Source organism: Candidatus Xenohaliotis californiensis (genome assembly GCF_963930935.1).
Classification (GTDB): domain Bacteria; phylum Pseudomonadota; class Alphaproteobacteria; order Rickettsiales; family CAWVOK01; genus Xenohaliotis; species Xenohaliotis californiensis.
On sequence record NZ_CAWVOK010000028.1, the window covers coordinates 1 to 20714 of the forward strand.

Here is a 20714-nt window from a genome sequence, read left to right on the forward strand (position 1 = left end):
AGCATGGAAGCTATGGAATATTTTTATGATAGTGTGGATTTTTTTTTCCTAATACAATAATTTTTAATCTTTATTCTACAAATCTTGATAGAACTCCACAGTATATAGCTAAAAAAATGCTAGCAATGAATATAATTGGTGATAAAAATTGTAATTTTATTGTGATAATTGATGATGATAATTTACATGCAATTACTACGCCAATTAATGTTATTAAAAAAAATATACTAGAATTAAGAGTTGGTAAAACAATTGCAATTGATGAGTTAAATACTTTTTTAAATAATGCTGGGTATATAAAAACTTCTATGGCAATAGAGCCTGGTGACTTCTCTATTCGCGGTGGTATAGTTGATATAGTTTTTGCAATGGTTGGCTATAGAATAGATTTTTTTGATAATTTGATTGAGTCTATTAGAGAGTTTGACCCAGTAACTCAACTTGGTAAGAAAGAGGTTGATTTTGCCTTGCTTCCACCATGTATTGAAGTGTTATTAAATAAAGAATTATTAGATGAATTTTTATTACGTAACAGTAATTTTATGTTTGATGAATTGTTACATATGCCAATTAACAAAAGAATGGAGCTACTAGATATTTTTTATCATGAAAAATGTAGTTTGTTTCACTTGTTACTAGAAAATTTTTCTCACTGTCATTTTTATATTACTGGTGGTTTACAAAGTCATGAATTGAAGAAGTATGATATATGCAATAATCTTTTTATACTTAATAGCATTTCAGACAGCTCTGCTGATGATCAAATTAAGCTTATTGGTGGTATAACACAAAGCATACTAAGGGCAAAATTTACTATTCCAGAATCAATAAAAAGATTTATGTATCGTACCAACAATATAGTAAATTTAAATATTACAGGTGACATGGTACATAAGACTGTTTTATCTGTTAATTCACTATACACTGCAGGAAAAATCTCTGAACTTATGTCCAAGGTTAACGTGAAAACAATTATTGTCAAAAATTTGAATGAGGTTTTTACTTCATCAGAAGATATGCTATTGCTTGCTGTAATGAGTATAGATGTTAGTTTTGTTTTTAGAGATGTTATCTTTATAAGTGAGCGTAATGTTTTTGGTAATAATTATCGATTAGTAAAAACAAATAAAAAAAAAGGTGATGCATTTCTAAAGCAAATTAGTCAACTTATGGATGGTGACATTGTAACTCATACTGAATATGGCATTGGTAGGTTTTTAGGTTTGAAAACTATATCTACTCATGAAATAAAAGGTGATTTTTTAGCTTTAGAATATTCTGGAAATGAAAAATTGTTCATTCCAGCAAATGACATTCCATGTTTAACTAGATATGGCGAAAGCACTAATGTTGTATTGGATAAATTAGGCACTACATCTTGGCAAAAACGTAAAGCAAAAGCAAAAGCAAGAATTTTTGCAATTGCAAAGCAATTAATGAATACTGCTGCTATGCGTAAATTAAATAAATCTACTATTTTTGAAGCAGATAGTGATATGTATAGCAAATTTTGTGCTACTTTTCCATATATAGAAACTGATGATCAACTTTTAGCCATAGATGAAATAATAAAAGATTTGGCATCTGGTGTGGCAATGGATCGTTTATTGTGTGGTGATGCAGGATTTGGAAAAACAGAAGTTGCAATAAGAGCAAGTTTTATTGTGGCAAGCAGTGGCACAGCTCAAGTTGCAGTTTTGAGTCCAACAAAGATCTTATGTGAACAGCATATTAATGTTTTCCGTGAGCGTTTTAAAGGCATGGGTCTTGTAATAGAAGGATTGCATGGCTTAAAAAGTACAAAAGAAAATAGATCAGTTAAACGATTAATTAGAGAAGGTGCTATTAATATTATTATAGGCACACATGCTTTATTTAGCACAGACATAGAGTTTGCAAATATAGGATTATTTGTTATTGATGAAGAACATCGTTTTGGCGTTAAGCAAAAAGAGCGTATAAAAAATAAGTATCCTTGTGTGCATATGCTTAGCATGTCTGCTACTCCTATTCCACGTACTTTGCAAATGGCTTTACTTGGTGTGCGTGATTTAAGTTTACTTTCAACTGCTCCAGTAGGTAGGGCTAAAATTAATATGTTTATTAAACCTATAAGCAGCGCGGTATTATATGAAGCAGCTGAAAGAGAATTGTCTAATACTGGATCAGTATTTTGTGTTTGTCCACATATTAAAGATATTAGCAGCATTGAGAAAATGTTAGAAAAAATTAAAGATAAATTTTCATGTAGGATAGTTGCTGAAACATTGCATGCAAACATGCCAACTAAAGAAATTGAAAAGAAAATAACTAACTTTTATGGTGGTTTTAGTAATTTTTTAGTATCTACTCCAATGATAGAAGTTGGCATTGATGTGCCAAGAGCAAATACTATTATAGTGTATAATGCTGATCTTTTTGGTTTATCGCAACTGTATCAATTGCGTGGTCGCGTTGGCAGGTCTGGTGGCATTGGTTACGTTTATTTCATGGTAGCTGAAAATAAAGTTGCCAATGAATTAAAAATGCATAAATTAAAGATTATTCAATCACTGGAATCACTTGGCATGGGATTTAATGTTGCAACATATGATATGGATATACGTGGTTTTGGTAATTTAGTTGGCAGTGAACAATCTGGGCATATTAAGGAAGTTGGTATTGATTTATATCAAGAGATGCTTACCTCTTCTGTGAAGGAAATGCAATCTACTAATAATAATTCATCAGGTGAAGCCTTGGAATCAGTAAAGATTGATATTGCTTTACAAGCTTTAATTCCAGATGCTTATATCAAAGAATCCACATTACGTTTATATTTTTATCAAAAAATTGCTAAAGCTAAGGATAATTCTGATTTAAATAAAATTACTCATGAGTTGCGTGATAGGTTTGGCAAAGTACCAGAGAGTGTTAATAATTTATTTAAAATTGCAACTTTAAGATTATTGGCAATAAAAAATAGTGTGAGCAAGATAGCTATTGATAGAGATAATGTATTTTATATAACATTTAAAAATTATGAAAATCCAAATATTTTATTACATTTTCTTGATAAAAATAGTAATGATATAAAGCTTTTCTCTAATGATGTAATTGCTTCAAGAACTGAATATGACTCTATAGCACTTGCAATGGAGAAATTATGTGTACTATTGCATAATTTATCCACAATTTGCCTATAATGTTGGCTGCTTTTTTTTATTGTGTATAAGATTATATATTTGCTTGTCTATATGTTGTACTTCATTGTTATTATTTGCTGATGGTGTTTTATAATTAATTAATGGTAGAATTTGTAGTTGTTGATTTTTAATCTGATTATGCTTTATAGTAGCACTTACCATGCTTATTATAACAATAGTAATGGCAAGAAGTATAATATTTATTTTTTTGGCAATCATTAGAGTAATTTTATTTTTTTTCATGTGTTCTGATTGTTGTAGTTATGCAGGAATATTTTTCCCTTTATTCTTAAATCAACAATTTTTGAATTATTGGTTAATACTGCCTTTTTTTGCTGTAATGTGGCAGCATATCTCCATGCTTCCAAAGGGTTTTCTTCTGGTAATTTTATTACTGTTTGATTAGTGAGTGTAATATCCCATCTTCTGTTGCCAACCCATGTAGCTTTATGAACAAGTTTGGTGATTAATGATTCTGAGTTAATTATATTAAGCAGATTTGGTATTTTGTTTAAAACGCCCTCTCCTTTTATCTGCACTAAAGTCAAGAAAACCCCAATATTATCTTCTGCTATGCTATAGCCATTAATATCAACTAGATGTCTTATATTTTCATTGAGAAAAATTGCTACTGGCTCACGTTCAATGATTTTTATTGTAATTAATCCTGGTAGTTTTCGTAGCACCAAAACATCTTTTACCCATGGATTTTGAGAAAAGGCATCTTTTACTGTAGAAAGTTTTACTCCATAGATAAATTTATGCACTATATCAATATCTTCAAGCACCTCACTGCTATCCATAAAGTTATTTCCTTCTACTATAATGGTGTCGATACTAAATCCAAGTTTAGAGATAGTTCGTTGTATAAAATTTGGATTCTCATTATTAAGATTCATATTTTGAATATGTGGAATAAAAAAAAAGTATGATAAACACAAAAACAAGAAGATAGTCAATGTTGATAGCGTGTATTTGTTTCTAATAATTTTAAATGACATAATTAGCTCCATGCAGAAAAAACTAGACTACTTATTGCATTTCGCAATTCAGAAATACCATCACCATTTTTAGCACTTGTTATAATTATTTTATTTTGACTTAATTCATCTACATGTTTTTTTATATCATCTAATTTTACAAGCTCTGTTGATCTAAGTTTGTCTTTTTTTGTAACCACTATTTGGAAGTTAATACTATGCCATAATAATAGATTTATAATTTCAATATCATTTTTTTTATAACCCAAATTAGCATTGATTAATAAAAATGCTTTTAATAAGTTTGGTCTATTGCTTAAGTAATTGTTCATCATTGTTCCCCATGATGCAGTAATTTTTGGAGACAGTCTGGCATAGCCATACCCAGGTGCATCAACTATGTTAATTTTAGCACCAGCATTAAATAAATTTAAAGTTTTTGTTTTACCTGGTGTTTTTGATGTTTGGGCAATATTAACTTTGAATGCCAAGGCATTTATCAAGCTAGATTTACCAACATTTGAGCTACCTAAAAAAGTAACTTCAGGTAGATCAGTGTATATCAAATCATTGACATTTAAAGCACTTTTTATGTATTTAATTTTATTGATTTTAAAGAAACTATCACCCCCACTGCCATTGTATTTTTTCATGTAGTATTTATTATGACAATATATATAAAAGTATAGGTTAAATGTTTAGAAATACAATCTTAAAATTAATGTTAATTTTTATAGTTATTTGCTATAATTTTTTAGCAAAAAGTTACTGGCCTTTTATTTTTATATTATTAATGCCAATATTATTTGCTTACAAATTTATAGATATTTGTTATTTGTTTTTTTTCGCATTGATTAATGATATATCATTGGGCAATCCACTGGGCTTATCTACATTATTTCTTTCTAGCATGATTTATGTTTGTAGTTATAATAACATTAAAAAATTATTTTTAAGTTGTAAGAAGTATATTTTGCTAAATTTATTTTATTATATACTTTGGTTTTTATGCATGAAGCTATGTAGATATCAGTTTTATACTAGTTATTATTTTATTAAATTGTTTATTTCATCTATTGTCTTATTGCTTATTAATTCATTTATTCAATATTCTAAGTTGTATAAATTATTTGTTTTTAGCAATAGATAAAATTTAAATATTAGAATAGTATTAATTTTTGTAAGAAAAAACTTGCAATTATTTTCTCTGAACATTAAAAATAACTAGATTACTTGAATTGCCGTAGTTGTAGTGATAGATATAGCAAAAGGTGTAGTTTTAAGCGTTGCCTCAGTAGTTGTTGATGTAAAATTTTCAGATGGGATTGTTCCACCTATTTTAAATGCTTTAAAATGCACCATTGATTCAAAGACTCTTATATTAGAAATTGTACAACATTTGGGTGACAATACTGTGCGTTGCTTATCCATGGATAATACAGATGGACTCTCTAGAGGTGCTACTGTTTTTGACACTGGTGCACCAATAACAGTTAGTGTTGGTCGTGCAACTTTAGGCAGAATAATGAATGTTGTTGGCGAACCTATTGATGGCTTAGGTGCTATTAATTCTGATCAACATAGAAAAATATACAATGTTCCACCTATGTTAACTGATCAATCTACTAATATATCAATATTAACCACTGGGATAAAAGTTATAGATTTAATGGCACCTTATCTTAAAGGGGGGAAAATTGGCTTGTTTGGTGGTGCAGGTGTGGGAAAAACAGTTGTAATTATGGAGCTTATTAATAATATTGCAAAAGCTCATGGAGGTCTATCTGTGTTTGCTGGTGTTGGTGAAAGAACTCGTGAGGGAAATGATTTATACCATGAGATGATAGAATCTGGTGTAATTAACAAAGATGATCGCTCAAAATCTAAAGCAGCATTGGTTTATGGGCAGATGAATGAAACACCTGGTGCACGTTCTAGAGTTGCTCTTACAGGGCTTACATTGGCCGAATATTTCCGTGATCAAGAAGGTCAGGATGTGTTGTTTTTTATAGATAATATATTTCGCTTTACGCAAGCTGGCTCCGAAGTGTCGGCATTACTTGGTCGCATACCTTCTGCTGTTGGTTATCAGCCAACTCTTGCTACAGAAATGGGCTGTATGCAGGAAAGAATAACATCAACACTTAGGGGTTCTATAACATCTATACAAGCTATATATGTACCAGCTGATGACCTAACTGATCCAGCTCCTGCTAATTCATTCTCTCATATTGATGCAACAACAGTTTTATCAAGAAAAATTTCTGAGCTAGGCATATATCCCGCTGTAGATCCACTAGATTCTAGTTCTACAATTTTACTACCAGAAGTTGTTGGTGAGGAACATTATTATGTTGCTTCAGAAGTTCAGCGTATATTGCAAACATATAAATCATTGCAGGATATTATAGCTATTTTGGGCATGGATGAACTTTCAGAAGAGGATAGAATCTTAGTTTCAAGAGCTAGAAAAATAGAAAGATTTTTTTCTCAGCCATTTTTTATGGCTGAAGTGTTCACTAGTTTACCGGGTCGTTGGGTGAATTTGCATGATACAATTAAAGGTTTTAAAGAAATAATAGAAGGTAAGCATGATAGTTTGCCAGAAAATGCTTTTTATATGGTTGGCACTATAGAAGAAGCAATTAAAAAAGCTGGATCAATAAATGAAAGTGTATAAGTGTGAAAAAATTCCTTATAAAATGCTTAACTCCATTAGAGTTAATAGTTCAACTAAGTGATGTTTCATCAATAATATTACCATCTACTAATGGTGAAATGGAAATTTTACCAGGCTATAAAAAATTTGTGTTTAATCTTGATATTGCCATCTTAACAATCAGGCAAAATAACAAGATTACTAAAATTTTTATTTCTACTGGTATAGCAGACGTTAGCGATACCACTTGTGATATTCTGGTAGAGTATGCATATAATCTTGATGAATTAAATGTGCAAGAAATAAGAAAAAAATTACAAGAATTATATGAATATAGTAACCACAGCTCATCTGATCAATTGGATCATTTGCCTAGAATATTGAATGTTGGTTGTTTGAATACAAATATTTCTTTTTTAGAAAAACTGCTTAAATTTTTAGGAGTGTAAATGAAAATTTTTCTTGATTCTGTAGACATAAGTGCAATTAGAGATTTACTAGATTTTGGTATTGTTGATGGCATAACAACCAATCCTTCTCTTATTGCAAAAAGTGGCCTAAATTATAATGATGTCTTATCTACAATATGTAAAATGATTGATGGTCCAGTAAATGCTGAGGTAATAGCAACTGATTTTAAAACAATGCTATTAGAAGCAAGAAAACTTCAAGCAATATCAAAGAATATTGTTATTAAACTACCCATAACCTCTGATGGACTAAAGGCGTCAAAATATTTAGTTAATAATGGTTATAAGGTAAATATAACCTTATGTTTTACAGTGTCACAGGCACTGTTAGCTGCAAAAACTGGTGCAACTTATGTTTCTCCATTTGTTGGAAGGCTTGAAGACACTGGTGTTGATGGCTTGGGGTTGTTAAATAATATTATGACTGTTTATGAAAATTACGATATAAAAACACAAATTATAGCAGCATCAATTCGCAATGTATATCATGTTACAGAATTGGCTGGTATAGGAGTTGATATTGTAACCATTCCACCTAAAATTGCCCATGCAATGGTTCAACATCCATTGACAACTTCTGGTTTAGATGGTTTTTTACATGATTGGCACAATGCGGGTAATAAGAATATTTTAAGTTCTTGAAATGTCTTATTTGTCATTGATAAATAATGTTAGGTTAAATGTTCCATTAGCACAAATGTCTTGGATGGGCGTTGGTGGCAGTGCTAGTGCATTATTTACTCCATGCAATCAATCTGAATTGATTAGTTTTATCAAGGCTCATTCTGATCATAAAATGACCACTATTGGTGCTTGCTCAAACGTATTAATTAGTGATGCTGGTATTGATGGTGCTGTAATCAAATTAGGCAGTGATTTTAAAAGTATTTCAATTGCTGATGAATATATAAATGCTGGTGCTGGTGCATTAGTTGCCGATGTTGCAAAAGTTGCATTTACTAATTCAATTTCTGGATTTGAATTTTTTTCCAATATTCCTGGTACTGTTGGTGGTGCAATTTCAATGAATGCTGGTTGCTATGGTTGTAGCTCAGAAGATGTAGTTGAGAAGGTGGATATAATTGATGCTTCTGGAAGATTGATTTCATTGCACAATAATGAAATTGATTTTTGCTATAGAGGTAATGCATTAACTGGTTTTTATGTAGTCAGTAATGTGTTATTTAAAGGTAAAAAACTTAATAAAGATTTAATTAAATCTAGAACAATGGAATTAAGACAGAAAAGAAAGTCTACGCAACCAATAAATCATAAGACTACTGGATGTGTCTTTAAAAATCCCGAGATGCAAAGTGCATGGAAATTAATTGATGATGCTGGTTGTCGGGGAATGGTTTTTGGTGGTGCACATATATCAAAAAAACATTGTAATTTTATTATTAATAATGCAAATGCTAGTGCTGAAGATATCTGGAATTTAATAAAAAAAGTGCGTGCAATGGTTAAAAATAAAACTGGAATATTTCTTGAACTGGAGATAAAATTACTTGGCAATTTTTGATTTATACATACAAGGAAGGTGCATATAACCTTCCTTGTTTTTATTTTCATTGATGAGTTCTATGTACTGCTAGTTTTATGCATCAATAATGAATATGCTTCAAAATCCATAACATCACCACCTACACGTTTAGTTGTGTATAGGTTAATAAAAGGTTTGTTTGTATATGGGTCGCGTATTACCTCAATATTACTACGGTCAACAATCTGATAAGCCTTCTTAAAATTACCATAAATAGCAACAAAGTTACTAGATATTTTAGGATCTAAATCATTGCTTGCATAAAGTGGTGCACCAAGTAAAATATCTGGATTTGTTGCACCAGGTTGCCAAATATATCTACCACCATCTTTAAGGCAACGAACATCTTTAATAGTTTCTGGATACATAATAAAAGCATTATCCTCATCCCTAAATTTTGGCTTTACCATATAATAAAGATTTAATATATCATCTAATATTATTGCATCTGTCATTACTTTTTGTGTATTAGCCAAGTTATTAATTAATCCAAATGGTTTTCCTTGACCATCTCCTGTAATAAATGCATTGTTTTCTGTTTTAGCAAAATTGTTTGCCACAGCATCTATTATCCATGCCTCTATATCAAAATTTAAATCATTTACTAAATTTTGTGCTATAGATGGCTGTGAGTACAATGGATGTGCTTTAATGCTATATTTATTGAGTTCATATTGTGTTAAATTTTTACCTGCAGTGGATTCATCAATCCACTTAGCTTCTTCATTTGAATCATTTCTTATATAATCAAAAGTATCAGATGTGCTTATTTGTACCTGAGATGCCAATTTTCTTATTGGTGATATCATTAAGGTTCTTTCTTTTATTCCCTGATATAATTCTGCTGGAAGATAGCCTCCTTTTGAGATGCTGTTATAAGCATCTTTTATAGAGAAAGCACTGCCTACATCATTGCCATAGCGTATATAATTTATAAAATTTTTACGTTCTACACTAATTGTTGTTTGTAGAAATCCAGGTCTTTTTTCACGTAATACTTCTTTATCTATTCTCTCTTTGCATCTATCAAGTTCATTGTTAAGTCTATTAAACTGCTCTTCTATTATGCAGTCACCATTTTTTTTCTTTTCTAAAACTTTGAGTTTCTGTTCATTGTTATCTTTAAAATTTTCCCAAGCATTAGATAATTCATCAACTTGTTGTTTGATATCAAACCAAGACATAAAAACCTTCTTAATTATTAATTAATTTGTATTTAAAATTCTAATTGCCCTAGCAAGTGAATGTAGTAAAGTAGAATGATCTAGATTTATGCTATTTGTATTCTTTACTGAACTAATCTTTGCATCAATATTAGATGGAAAGGTTACTAAGCTTATTTCAAGTATTTTGATTTTTTTTAGTACCCTAACCCCATCCTCCCGTATTTCATCTTTTATTGATATATATCCAATAGAAAGTCCATCAATGATTTTTGATTTTAATAAGTTGTATGCCTCTTTTCCCCGTGAAATGGTTAATAAAAGTGCACACTTTACATATAAACCTTTATTATCTTCTTTTGCTTCAATAACTTTGCCAATTGGTTTTGTATGATCGTGTTGCCAAAGTAATTTAATTTCAGATGGATTGCATATGTTAAATGATCCTGGTTTTACTATATCAGATTGTTGGTCAATTACATTGAAGACATTGGCATATCCGGTAAAAATACCATTTTCTTCAATACTTTTAATCTGAAAGCTGTTTGATAAATATGTCATATTGCTATTTAATTAGAGTTATTTATTATTCTATTAATTATTCATCTAGTTTAGAATCAAGTCCTAGTGCTTCTCTTTTTTCCTGATTGCTCATAAAGCTAGCATTATTTATATAGGACCATAACTTTTCTCTTCTTGGGCTTAATGCACTGATCTTATCTTTGTTGTAGCTAAACATTAGATTTTTATCATTTAGCAACCATCTACTTAAACCATTCAATATTTTATCTGTAAGTGGTAGTATTGTTTGTTCCCATAAAGCTAATCTTGCTTCAATTAGATTACTATAAGTGTTATCACCAGGTATGCCTAACATTTGTGGGGGAACTCCAAATGATAGTGCAATATCACGTGCAGCACTGTTTTTTATTTCTACAAAATCCATTTCTTTTGGTGAAACGCTCATTTCTTTCCACTCTAGCCCACCTTCAAGCAATACTGGTCTGCCACTATTTGAGCTACCTGAATAAAGATCACTAATTTGCTCTTTAATCCTATCAAACTGCTCTTCTGTTAGAGTGTCATTAAATTTATTTTTTACTATCAAAGCACCACTAGGTCTAGCACTGTTTTTTAACAATGAGCAATTCCACTCAGTGGCATATTGATATTGATTAATACTTGTCATTGCAACATTCATGCTTGAAAGTCCTGCGGTATCATTTGTTGGATGAAAACTTTTTATATGTAATACATCACAATCCCCATTATCATTATTGATATAATAATTCATACATTTTTTGTTGTAATGATACTCATAGCCAATAATTTCATCATTTTTTACTAATGTCACTGTGTTATTAGGGTGTAAAAGATGCAGCTCAACAGGATTTTTATCATCAAGACCTATTTTTAATATATATGCACCACCACCTATTAACATGTGTGATACTAAGTTTTCTATAAAATCCATGCCTGATAATAGATTGTTTGGATTTTTTAATATTTTTAGCACAGGATGGTTGATAATATTTTTTGTATTAATTCCTATTTTTTTGTTAATTACAATCTCTATAGATGAGATGCTTGTAGCAATCATTTTAACTGCTCTAAATGCTACAACATTTTTAGCATAACCATTCAATGCCAATCTGTTATAATCATAATTATATTCTATATAGTTGTCTGTATGCCAGTTTCTTATTTTGTATCTGTTATTATTTGTAGGTGTATATTTTTTTATTAGTTTTTTGAACACTTTGTTATTAAATTTAACATCACAATATTAAATTAACATAATAAAAATATAAGCATAAACAAAATTTATTAACTATATCATGCCAAGTTCAGATATCATTTCCTTTATACTTCTTTCCAGATATTCACTATTCTCTACCATTGGTCTATGTTGATCTTGTTCTGTATTGTTCATTGTGGTTTGAGGTTTGGTCTTATCTGCATCTAATGCTTGTGAGTTATTTGCTGTTTTACTGTTTTGTTTTTGTGTAGTGCTTGGTTCATTTTTTATTTTATCGTGATCTGACTCCACTGATGAATCATTTTTAATAGTATGAAAAATTTCTACTAATTTGTGGTATATTGAGCCAATATGTATAAATAAAAATATTTTATATAAAATAAATATTACAATTTGCTTAAAATATAACCATAAAGTTTTATATTCACAGTCTTTGAGTTCAATTGTTGTTTTTTTGTCTTTTGTTGCAACAGCAGTATGTTTTATGTCTCTGGCAATGTATTCATTCGTTTGGCATGTGGAATGATTAGCTTTATCTTGCTTACTGCTATTGAGATTTTCACAAAAATTATCTTCCTCTGTATAACTTTCGCCATCAACATAACTTTCTAGGCTTAAATCTTTAGTTGTGTTTAATGTATCTTCTATGCTTGAATCTGTTGATTCTTCTGTATATAGTTTGTTTGTTGATTTATGATTTTTATCACATGGCTGTTTTTTTGTGGCAGTTCTTTTAGGCTTGAGTGTGCTAGCCAGTAGTTCTTTAACTTTTGAACAAGTCTTTGCAATAGATTGTTTTAGTTTTTCTCCTGCTGTTTCTGCTGTTCTTTTTATATTCCAGATGGCACTATTTTCTTTTGTTGGCAAAACCTCAAAGTGTGTGAATGATGGCTTTTTACTAGATGATTTTGCTTCAAGTTCTTGATCTTCAAGTGTTCCTTCTTTTCCCATGTCTACTGTTGAACAATGATCTTGTTTTGTTGGCAAAACCTCAAAGTGTGTGAATGATGGCTTTTTACTAGATGATTTTGCTTCAAGTTCTTGATCTTCAAGTGTTCCTTCTTTTCCCATGTCTACTGTTGAACAATGATCTTGTTTTGTTGGCAAAACCTCAAAGTGTGTGAATGCTGGCTCTCTATTAGATGATCTTATTTCATATGCAGCTGTCAACTTTTTATTAAATGTTTGTCCAGGTGCTTGATTTTCAGTTTTAAATGTAGCCATTACAATGCCAACACCAGTTGCTGTGCAATACACGCCATCTTCTAGTTTTAATTTTATTTGGTTATTAGTATTGTTATTAATGCATTCTTTAATAAAATTTTCGTCAAATTTGTTTATTTTTACAGTGTGTTTGTTGCAAGAAACACTATGCTCAGCATATGGTCTTTCTACTGACAAAGATGAAATGTCTTGTGAGCTTGTTAATAATATTTCTTTTGGCAATATTTGCAAATTTAAATTTGTTTCATGACAACATAATTTATTTGCCCAATTTAGTAAAAATATTGCAATAATAAATTTTTTGTATAAATCAATAAAATAATCATCTCTGGCAATGAAAACTTTAGCAAATTGTATAGACTCTAGTTGTTTTTCTGGTTTTCCATTTGCCTTCTCTGGAAATATAATGCTGAATTGTTGTATAATTCTTAGAAAGCATTCATGAGGTATAAAAATAGTATAATTTTTAAACTTTTTAATTTTTATTAGTGAATCCACTAATTTTTCTATTAATTCTTCTTCCATCAAATCTGTAAGATATTTATTCTAAAATGTAATTTATATTTTTATAAAATATTGGACAAGTATTTGATTTTTGATAAGAATGTTTACTGGGCTTGACAATAAAATAATAATTTTTATATAGTAAAATATTTTAACTATATTTTGATAATGTTTTATATATATAATACAAAAACTCACTCTAAAGAGTTGTTGAAGCCGGCTAATGATAATGAAATTTCTATGTATGTCTGTGGACCTACTGTATATAATTATATACATATAGGAAATGCTAGGTCATTGGTTTGTTTTGATGCAATTTACAGGCTGCTTAAATATTTATATAAAAAAGTTATTTATGTAAGAAATATTACCAATGTTGATGATAAGATACTTAAGCGTTCTTTATCATCAAATATGCCTCCATCTCAAATTGCTGATATTTTTACTGCTGCATTTCATAGAGATGTTAAATCATTGCATTGTTTGGAGCCTGCTCATGAACCAAAAGTTAGTGATCATATGGATGACATTATATTAATGATTCAGAAATTATTAGATAACAAACATGCATATATTAGCAACAAACATGTCTATTTTGATATAACAACTTATAATGATTATGGCAGTCTTAGTGGCAAGAAAATCAAAGACTTAATTGCTGGATCTAGAGTAGAGGTTTCTTCTGATAAAAAGAATGCAGGTGATTTTGTATTATGGAAACCAACAAAAAGTTTTGAAAATCTTTCATGGAATAGTCCATGGGGTTTTGGCAGACCTGGGTGGCATATAGAATGTTCTGCAATGTCAATGCATTTTTTAGGTGGTAGCTTTGATATTCATGGTGGTGGTGTTGATCTTTTGTTCCCTCATCATGAAAATGAGATGGCACAAACTATTTGCTCTAGTAAAAATTCCTCATCCGCACATTATTGGATGCATAATGGTTTTGTTTCTTTTTTAGGTGACAAAATGAGTAAATCAATAGGAAATGTTATAACAGTTAAAGATTTGCTTGATGATAAAATAGATGGTGAAGTAATTAGATATGCACTTTTAAGCACACAATATCGCAAGAGATTAGACTGGACTAATGGTCTATTAAGCATGGCAGAAAATGAGTTGAATCGCTTGTATGGTGCTTTAAATGGATTATCAATTAATCATAAAGTAAAACCAGACAATAATTTTATTGAGTGTTTATGTGATGATTTAAACACTCCAAAAGCATTTGGCATTTTGCATGCATTAACTGTCAAAATTAATAAATCACAAGAGTCAGAAAAACAACTATTGCAAAACATCTTATATCAAAATGGCAAATTATTAGGTTTGTTCAATAAAAATTATAATGAATGGTTTTATGTTTCACATGATGAAAAAATTGAAGAACTGATTGCAAAACGCAATGAAGCAAAAAACAATAAAAATTATTCACTTTCAGATCAAATTAGAAATGAATTAGAGCAAATGGGAATAAAAATATTAGATCATGCTGATGGTACTAGCACTTGGCGTAAGACTGGTAAAGTTAACAAGACATTAAACTAGCATTAACAACAGTACAAATATGCAGTGTAATTAATGGTTTGTTGACATTTTATGTTTAGGTTGTCTTAAATCTATGCTTAAAGAGTTGCTGCATGTTGGTTATTAGAGGTGTTGGTATGATGGTATTTGCTGGTGCTTCTTTGTTTATGCTGTATTTCTCTGTTAATTTTTTGCAGTCTTTTGTGTTTTTTGTAGCTATCTTGATTTCTATGATTTTTTTTTTAATATATTGCAAGATATTGAACAACAAGCTTTTTACAAGCATATTTGATAATTCAGACCTTCTTTTGTTTTTTAATAATTCTGGTAGATTATATTATGCTAACAATATTAAGTTATCTAATAAGTTAAATATTAACATTAAATCGTATAATAATTTTTATAAATTAGCACTTGATAGTAAAAATGTAGCCCTAGCTTCTATTAGTAAAATGTTGATGAACAAGTCAGATGATCTGTTAAATTATTGTGACTCTAAATATAAAGTAGAACAATATTTAATTTACAATAATAAATATTTTGCAATAAAAGATAATCAGAGCAAAGCATTGGCAATTATTGATCAAAAGATACCTATACTTGTAACAGATAAAGATAATAAAATTGTATGTTGTAATAGCAAAACTGAGGAGATTTTAAATGTTAAAAAGAATGGATTGTTAGAAGGCAATATTAACAGTGTTTTAAATAAAATGAAAACCATGGGAGAAGAAAAAAATTCTAATGATGTGCATACTTTATATAAAATTAGCAATAATTGCATAGACTATATCTATAAAAATAATAATCTATCATACCATTTTATCAATCCATTTTTTTTAGCTCCCATGAACACTATTGCATGGCAATTGTGTTTAAAAGACATTGCAATTCCAATGATTTCCCTAGATAACAATGGATATTTGCTTAATTGTAATAATGAATTTAAAGAGCTGTTTGTAGAAAATTTTGATAGCTGTAAGATTAAAAAGTTCAATGCTATTGATAGCTTTAATAATTCTCAGGAAATAAAACTTAAGATAAATGAAGTATTAAATACTGGCATTAAAACAAAGATACAAACAAGCATAAAAAATTTAGACATGTCTTTTATGCTTTATATATGTGAGGATTATAATAATAAGCAATGTTGTTCGGTAATTTGTATTTTAGTTGACATTACTGAACAGAAGAATCTTGAGATGAATTTTATCCACTCGCAAAAGATGCAGGCAATTGGGCAATTATCTGGTGGCATAGCACATGACTTTAACAATTTATTGACTGCCATGATTGGTTTTTGTGACTTACTTTTGATGCGTCATCCAAAAGGTGATTCATCTTTTGCTGACATTATGCAAATAAAACAGAATGCTAATAGAGCTGCTAATTTAGTACGTCAGCTTTTGGCTTTATCAAGAAAGCAGATCTTAAAACCAAGAGTGATTAATATTACTGAAGTTTTGATGGAATTGTCACATCTTATAAGAAGACTTATTGGAGAGGATATTGAGCTTTCTATAGATCATGGCAATGGTTTATATAATATTAAAGTTGATCAAGGTCAGTTAGAGCAAGTATTAATTAATATAATTGTTAATGCTCGTGATGCCATGAGCTCATCTGGGTTAATGCAAATAAAAACAACTAACGTGAATATAAATGATACTAATATATTTTTACAAAATTATTTTAATCCACATAAAAGTGAGAAAATACGTTGCGGTAATTATGTATTAATTGAGCTTAGTGACAATGGAGTTGGAATCAATACAGATAATATGCATAAAATATTTGATCCATTTTTCTCTACAAAAAATATGGGCATGAGTATGGGACTTGGCTTATCAACTGCATATGGAATTATTAAACAAACTGATGGATATATTTTGGTAAAAAGCACACCAAATAGAGGTACTACTTTTGCCATCTTATTACCAGAAGCCATAGAGGGAAAATTATCATCAAATAATTCATCAAGCACTATGAATGTAAAAGATTTAACAGGCAATGAAAGTATATTGATTGTTGAAGATGAAACTGCTGTGCGTACTTTAATGGCCAATATATTGCGTAATAAAGGCTATATGATAAAAGCTGCTGATTCTGCTATAGAAGCTCTTAAAATTTTTGATTCTAATTGCAAAATAGACATACTGATTACAGATATTGCAATGCCTGGCATGAAAGGTACTGAGCTTATGATGGAGATACGTAAAAAAAATCCAGATGTTAAGGTTATACTAATGTCTGGATATGCGGCAAACAATCTTAATGACACTGAGATTGATGGTAATGATTTTATATTCTTGGCTAAACCATTCACATTCCAAGAGCTTGGATTTGCTGTAAAAAAACTTTTAGAGGAAAAGGAATGTTCAGCTTAATTTGTATATAATTATATTGTTAATTAATTTTTTCAACCTTAATATCAAGTTGATTTATAAGGTCTATATCATTCATTGGATTTGCATTTGGTGTGGTTAGTAATTTATCGCCATAGAATATAGAATTAGCACCACTAAAAAGACACATAGCTTGTAATTCTTTACCCATAAATTCCCTTCCAGCAGAAAGTCTTATATAGGATTTTGGCATTAACATTCTAGCAGTGGCAATTACTCTAATAATATCAAATGAATCAATAGGTTTATATTTATTAGCAACTGGAGTTCCTTTTATTGGATTTAGTATATTTATAGGCACACTTTTTGGTTGTGGGTTCATGTTAGCAAGCTCAGCTAGCATTTCAATTCTATCATCAATACTCTCACCCATTCCTATAATACCACCACAACAGACTTTTAAGCCTGCTTTTGATGCATTGTTTACTGTTGATATTCTGTCCTCAAATGTGTGTGTAGTAACCATTTTCGCATAATAGTTTTTGGATGATTCAATGTTATGATTATAGAAATCAAGACCAGCATCTTTTAGAGCTTTTGCTTTATCCTCTGATAATAAACCTAATGATGCACAAGAAGTAAGACCCTCTTCTTTTATTGCTTTTATTATATCTACAACTTGCTTTACATTTCTATCTTGCAGGCCTCTCCATGCAGCAGCAAAACACAGTCTGCTTGCACCAGCTGCTTTTGCTTTTTTTGCAGCTTTTCTAACTTCATCAGCACTGCATAGTTTTGTTTTTGCAGCATTGGTATTCCATTTTATGGATTGTGAGCAAAATGCACAATTTTCTGAACATGCACCTGATTTTGCATTAAATAATGCACTAAGCTGTATTTCATTTCTAGGAAAATTTTTTTCTAAAATTTCCCTAGAGGTTTTGATTAGAGTGAATAGTGGCATATTAATCATTTTTTTTATTGATTCAATAGTCCACTTGATATTGGTTGCCACATCCATTATTTTATCAAATTGTATAAAAAATAATTTTATATCTAGGTAATTGTTTTGGCAAATTTTTATTAAAATTTATTGTTAAAAAGTTTTTTATCATAAGCTTATTTTATTACACATAACAATTGGAAAGATTATTTATTATGTACGTGAAAAAGAATTTGTTGGTGAAGGTTCTCGAAATCTTCTATAGTTTTCAGCATCAAATAAGATGTTATTTTCAATATCATTTTCACATGCTTCAAGATATTGCATGTCTATTTCTTCCTCTTTTTGACCTAAGGATTCCTGAGCATTATGTGCATTTTCAGTTCTTTTGTTTTTACGGTATCTGTAGACAAAACATGCTATAAAAACACCAATCAAAATAATTGGAGCTATTGTGGATATTACTATAATTGCAATTGTGTTATTGCCTTGAATTAGAGGTGTATTTGTGTATGGAGTAGAGTTTTTATTAAAACTATTTATAATATTTCCATTATAAGGTGTTGTTGGAAATTTTGTTAATTGCTTATTATTAACAGTTATAGTTTTCGCTGTATATATGGGCAGTATGCTTGTTGGTTTAATTTTCTGTCTAGTTGTTGAAACAGTTGATGTTTTGGTTGTAGGAACTGTTGTGCTTGGAGTAGTGTTTATAGTTGTTTTTGTTTGAGCTGGTACAGTCTTTACTAATGTGACCTCCTGCTTAGTTGTTGAAACAGTTGATGTTTTGGTTGTAGGAACTGTTGTGCTTGGAGTAGTGCTGGTACAGTCTTTACTAATGTGACCTCCTGCTTAGTTGTTGAAACAGTTGATGACCATGGTAAATATTCTGGAAATATTGCAGCACAATCAGAATAAATTCTACAATTTTGGATAAATTTCTTAAGTTTATCTGCACCCTGTGTAGATAGCTCAACTTTTATAATTTTTTTATTTAGGACAAATTCATAAAGCACACCATCAGAGTCATTTCCAATAATAATAGCAATATCATTATTTGGTTTTTCTATGCTTTTAATTATTAAATTATTCCCAGTATTGATTATTTCAGTATCAGATGTTTTGCAATCAGGAGAAATCATAACTCTACAAACATTTAAATGCAGTGTTCTTGAATTAGAATTTTTTGGATAAAGATAGCTTACCATAATCTGACCATTGCTTCTTTTAATGCTAGATATTAGATTAGCTTTAAGGATACCTTCTTCTACTTCGCTACCTCCTTCTATTAATGCATCCAATGTTTTTCGCTCTTGATTATTAAAATCATATACTCTCAACATAAGATTTGTTCTTCCACTTTCTAGTACATGTATAATATTATTCTCAAAGCCAATTAACCTTTTTGAAAAAGGATAAAGATGATTTAAAGATATTTCTGGTGCACTTGATATATTTATTGCACTGTTATTTGCTTTAAAAGCATATATTTTGTTGTTACTGCTGTATATAAAAAATTTATACTGAATTAATTTATTGCTTAAAGCATCTCTTACAATTCCCACAGATTCAAATCTTTCTTCAAAAGATGGGTCAAGTATTTTTCTTTTTTTTAGTTTTCTTATGTTTTGTGCAATTGATACAACATAAGCCCCACCTTCTTGATCAATAACTAAGGTCATTTCATCTATGGCACTAAAGGATGTTGTGTTTATTGAGACTGTTTCAGTATGATTAGTATATAAAATTACTTTAATTACATTGCCATTTTGCTCAATTATTATGCTATTTTTATCTCTCATAAAATTTTAATTCTAAATTAATGGTGTGAATATGTTATTGACAGGAAAGATATTTGCAATGTAAATTTTTGCCTATCTTGTAGATTGGAATGTTTTTATTTAAATTTACTGAGTTTTTGTTGCATTTTATTAAATTTTATTGCAAAATATTTTGATAATATTAAAAAATTGGGATGTTACATGCCTTATTATGAATATATGGTTATTACTAGACAAAATTTTTTACAAGACAACAAGCCTAATGATTTGTTGAAAAAAATGTCTGGTATGTTAGCTGGGCATGGAAAAATTATAAAGCATGAATATTGGGGTCTGCGTAATTTTAATTATGTAATAAAAAGAAAAAGACGTGGTCATTATGTATTAATGTACATTGATGCTACTAATGCTGATATAATTAATGAAATTCAGAGAAAAATGTCTATTGATGATAATATTCTACGATATTTGGTAACTAAAATAGACAAAATACCCAATTTTGTTTCTCCAATGAATTTAGATGAAGCTATCAATGATGTTGAGGCAGATAGCAGTAAAACTGATTCTGCAATTGAAACAACGGAACAGTCAAAAACACAAGATAAAATCAATAAAGCAACAGATTAATACT

General features: G+C 29.7%; 18 protein-coding genes. 8 read left to right on the plus strand and 10 right to left on the minus strand.

Annotated elements, in window-relative coordinates; genetic code table 11:
* Positions 1-125: 125 nt before the first annotated feature.
* Entirely contained in the window at positions 126-3185 is a 3060-nt protein-coding gene (gene mfd / locus AABI72_RS03700) for a transcription-repair coupling factor (RefSeq protein WP_338364539.1), read from the plus strand.
* Here mfd and AABI72_RS03705 read toward each other — a convergent pair.
* Genes AABI72_RS03705 through yihA form a run of 3 tightly spaced genes read right to left on the minus strand, consistent with a single transcriptional unit; the run spans position 3180 to position 4818 of the window.
* Entirely contained in the window at positions 3180-3428 is a 249-nt protein-coding gene (locus AABI72_RS03705) for a hypothetical protein (RefSeq protein WP_338364541.1), read from the minus strand. The two genes, mfd and AABI72_RS03705, sit on opposite strands and share 6 nt — an antisense overlap.
* Positions 3425-4186: a cell division protein FtsQ/DivIB gene (locus AABI72_RS03710; protein ID WP_338364543.1), complete on the minus strand. Its 762-nt coding sequence runs from the start codon at positions 4184-4186 to the stop codon at positions 3425-3427. Before AABI72_RS03710 ends, AABI72_RS03705 begins: the two co-directional genes overlap by 4 nt.
* A gap of 2 nt (positions 4187-4188) precedes the next feature.
* Positions 4189-4818: a ribosome biogenesis GTP-binding protein YihA/YsxC gene (gene yihA / locus AABI72_RS03715; protein ID WP_338364545.1), complete on the minus strand. Its 630-nt coding sequence runs from the start codon at positions 4816-4818 to the stop codon at positions 4189-4191.
* A 602-nt stretch (positions 4819-5420) separates the two neighbouring features.
* Here yihA and atpD point away from each other — a divergent pair.
* From atpD to murB, 4 genes are read left to right on the plus strand one after another with little or no spacing between them, the layout of a single operon-like run.
* Positions 5421-6845 (plus strand): F0F1 ATP synthase subunit beta, encoded by a 1425-nt coding sequence (gene atpD, locus AABI72_RS03720; RefSeq protein WP_410520606.1) that lies wholly within the window; start codon positions 5421-5423, stop codon positions 6843-6845.
* A 2-nt stretch (positions 6846-6847) separates the two neighbouring features.
* Positions 6848-7273, plus strand: a complete 426-nt coding sequence (locus AABI72_RS03725) for a F0F1 ATP synthase subunit epsilon (protein ID WP_338364548.1) — start codon at positions 6848-6850, stop codon at positions 7271-7273.
* On the plus strand, positions 7274-7936 hold the full coding sequence (gene fsa, locus AABI72_RS03730) for a fructose-6-phosphate aldolase (RefSeq protein WP_338364550.1): 663 nt from the start codon (positions 7274-7276) through the stop codon (positions 7934-7936).
* 1 nt (position 7937) lies between these two features.
* A complete protein-coding gene (gene murB / locus AABI72_RS03735) occupies positions 7938-8816 on the plus strand; it encodes a UDP-N-acetylmuramate dehydrogenase (RefSeq protein ID WP_338364552.1) in 879 nt (292 codons plus the stop codon).
* Positions 8817-8875: 59 nt separating this feature from the next.
* Here murB and AABI72_RS03740 read toward each other — a convergent pair whose 3' ends face one another.
* From AABI72_RS03740 to AABI72_RS03755, 4 genes are all read right to left on the minus strand, one after another.
* Entirely contained in the window at positions 8876-10021 is a 1146-nt protein-coding gene (locus tag AABI72_RS03740; protein WP_338364554.1) for a phage major capsid protein, read from the minus strand.
* A 21-nt stretch (positions 10022-10042) separates the two neighbouring features.
* Complete coding sequence (locus AABI72_RS03745; RefSeq protein ID WP_338364556.1) at positions 10043-10561, minus strand: HK97 family phage prohead protease; 519 nt, start codon at positions 10559-10561, stop codon at positions 10043-10045.
* 37 nt (positions 10562-10598) lie between these two features.
* Complete coding sequence (locus tag AABI72_RS03750) at positions 10599-11759, minus strand: phage portal protein (protein WP_338364558.1); 1161 nt, start codon at positions 11757-11759, stop codon at positions 10599-10601.
* 72 nt (positions 11760-11831) lie between these two features.
* On the minus strand, positions 11832-13508 hold the full coding sequence (locus AABI72_RS03755) for a hypothetical protein (protein ID WP_338364560.1): 1677 nt from the start codon (positions 13506-13508) through the stop codon (positions 11832-11834).
* A 147-nt stretch (positions 13509-13655) separates the two neighbouring features.
* Between AABI72_RS03755 and cysS the strand changes: the two genes are divergently transcribed.
* Together cysS and AABI72_RS03765 are read left to right on the plus strand one after the other, a co-directional pair.
* Positions 13656-15035: a cysteine--tRNA ligase gene (gene cysS / locus AABI72_RS03760; RefSeq protein WP_338364563.1), complete on the plus strand. Its 1380-nt coding sequence runs from the start codon at positions 13656-13658 to the stop codon at positions 15033-15035.
* A gap of 92 nt (positions 15036-15127) precedes the next feature.
* Positions 15128-17401 (plus strand): response regulator, encoded by a 2274-nt coding sequence (locus AABI72_RS03765; RefSeq protein WP_338364565.1) that lies wholly within the window; start codon positions 15128-15130, stop codon positions 17399-17401.
* Between the two features lie 19 nt (positions 17402-17420).
* Here AABI72_RS03765 and bioB read toward each other — a convergent pair whose 3' ends face one another.
* The 3 genes from bioB to AABI72_RS03780 all read right to left on the minus strand — a co-directional run bounded on the left by bioB (position 17421) and on the right by AABI72_RS03780 (position 20104).
* A complete protein-coding gene (gene bioB, locus AABI72_RS03770; RefSeq protein ID WP_338364567.1) occupies positions 17421-18380 on the minus strand; it encodes a biotin synthase BioB in 960 nt (319 codons plus the stop codon).
* Between the two features lie 135 nt (positions 18381-18515).
* On the minus strand, positions 18516-18740 hold the full coding sequence (locus tag AABI72_RS03775) for a hypothetical protein (protein ID WP_338364568.1): 225 nt from the start codon (positions 18738-18740) through the stop codon (positions 18516-18518).
* Between the two features lie 308 nt (positions 18741-19048).
* A complete protein-coding gene (locus AABI72_RS03780; RefSeq protein ID WP_338364570.1) occupies positions 19049-20104 on the minus strand; it encodes a hypothetical protein in 1056 nt (351 codons plus the stop codon).
* A gap of 180 nt (positions 20105-20284) precedes the next feature.
* Between AABI72_RS03780 and rpsF the strand changes: the two genes are divergently transcribed.
* Complete coding sequence (gene rpsF / locus AABI72_RS03785; RefSeq protein ID WP_338364572.1) at positions 20285-20710, plus strand: 30S ribosomal protein S6; 426 nt, start codon at positions 20285-20287, stop codon at positions 20708-20710.
* Positions 20711-20714: the final 4 nt, after the last annotated feature.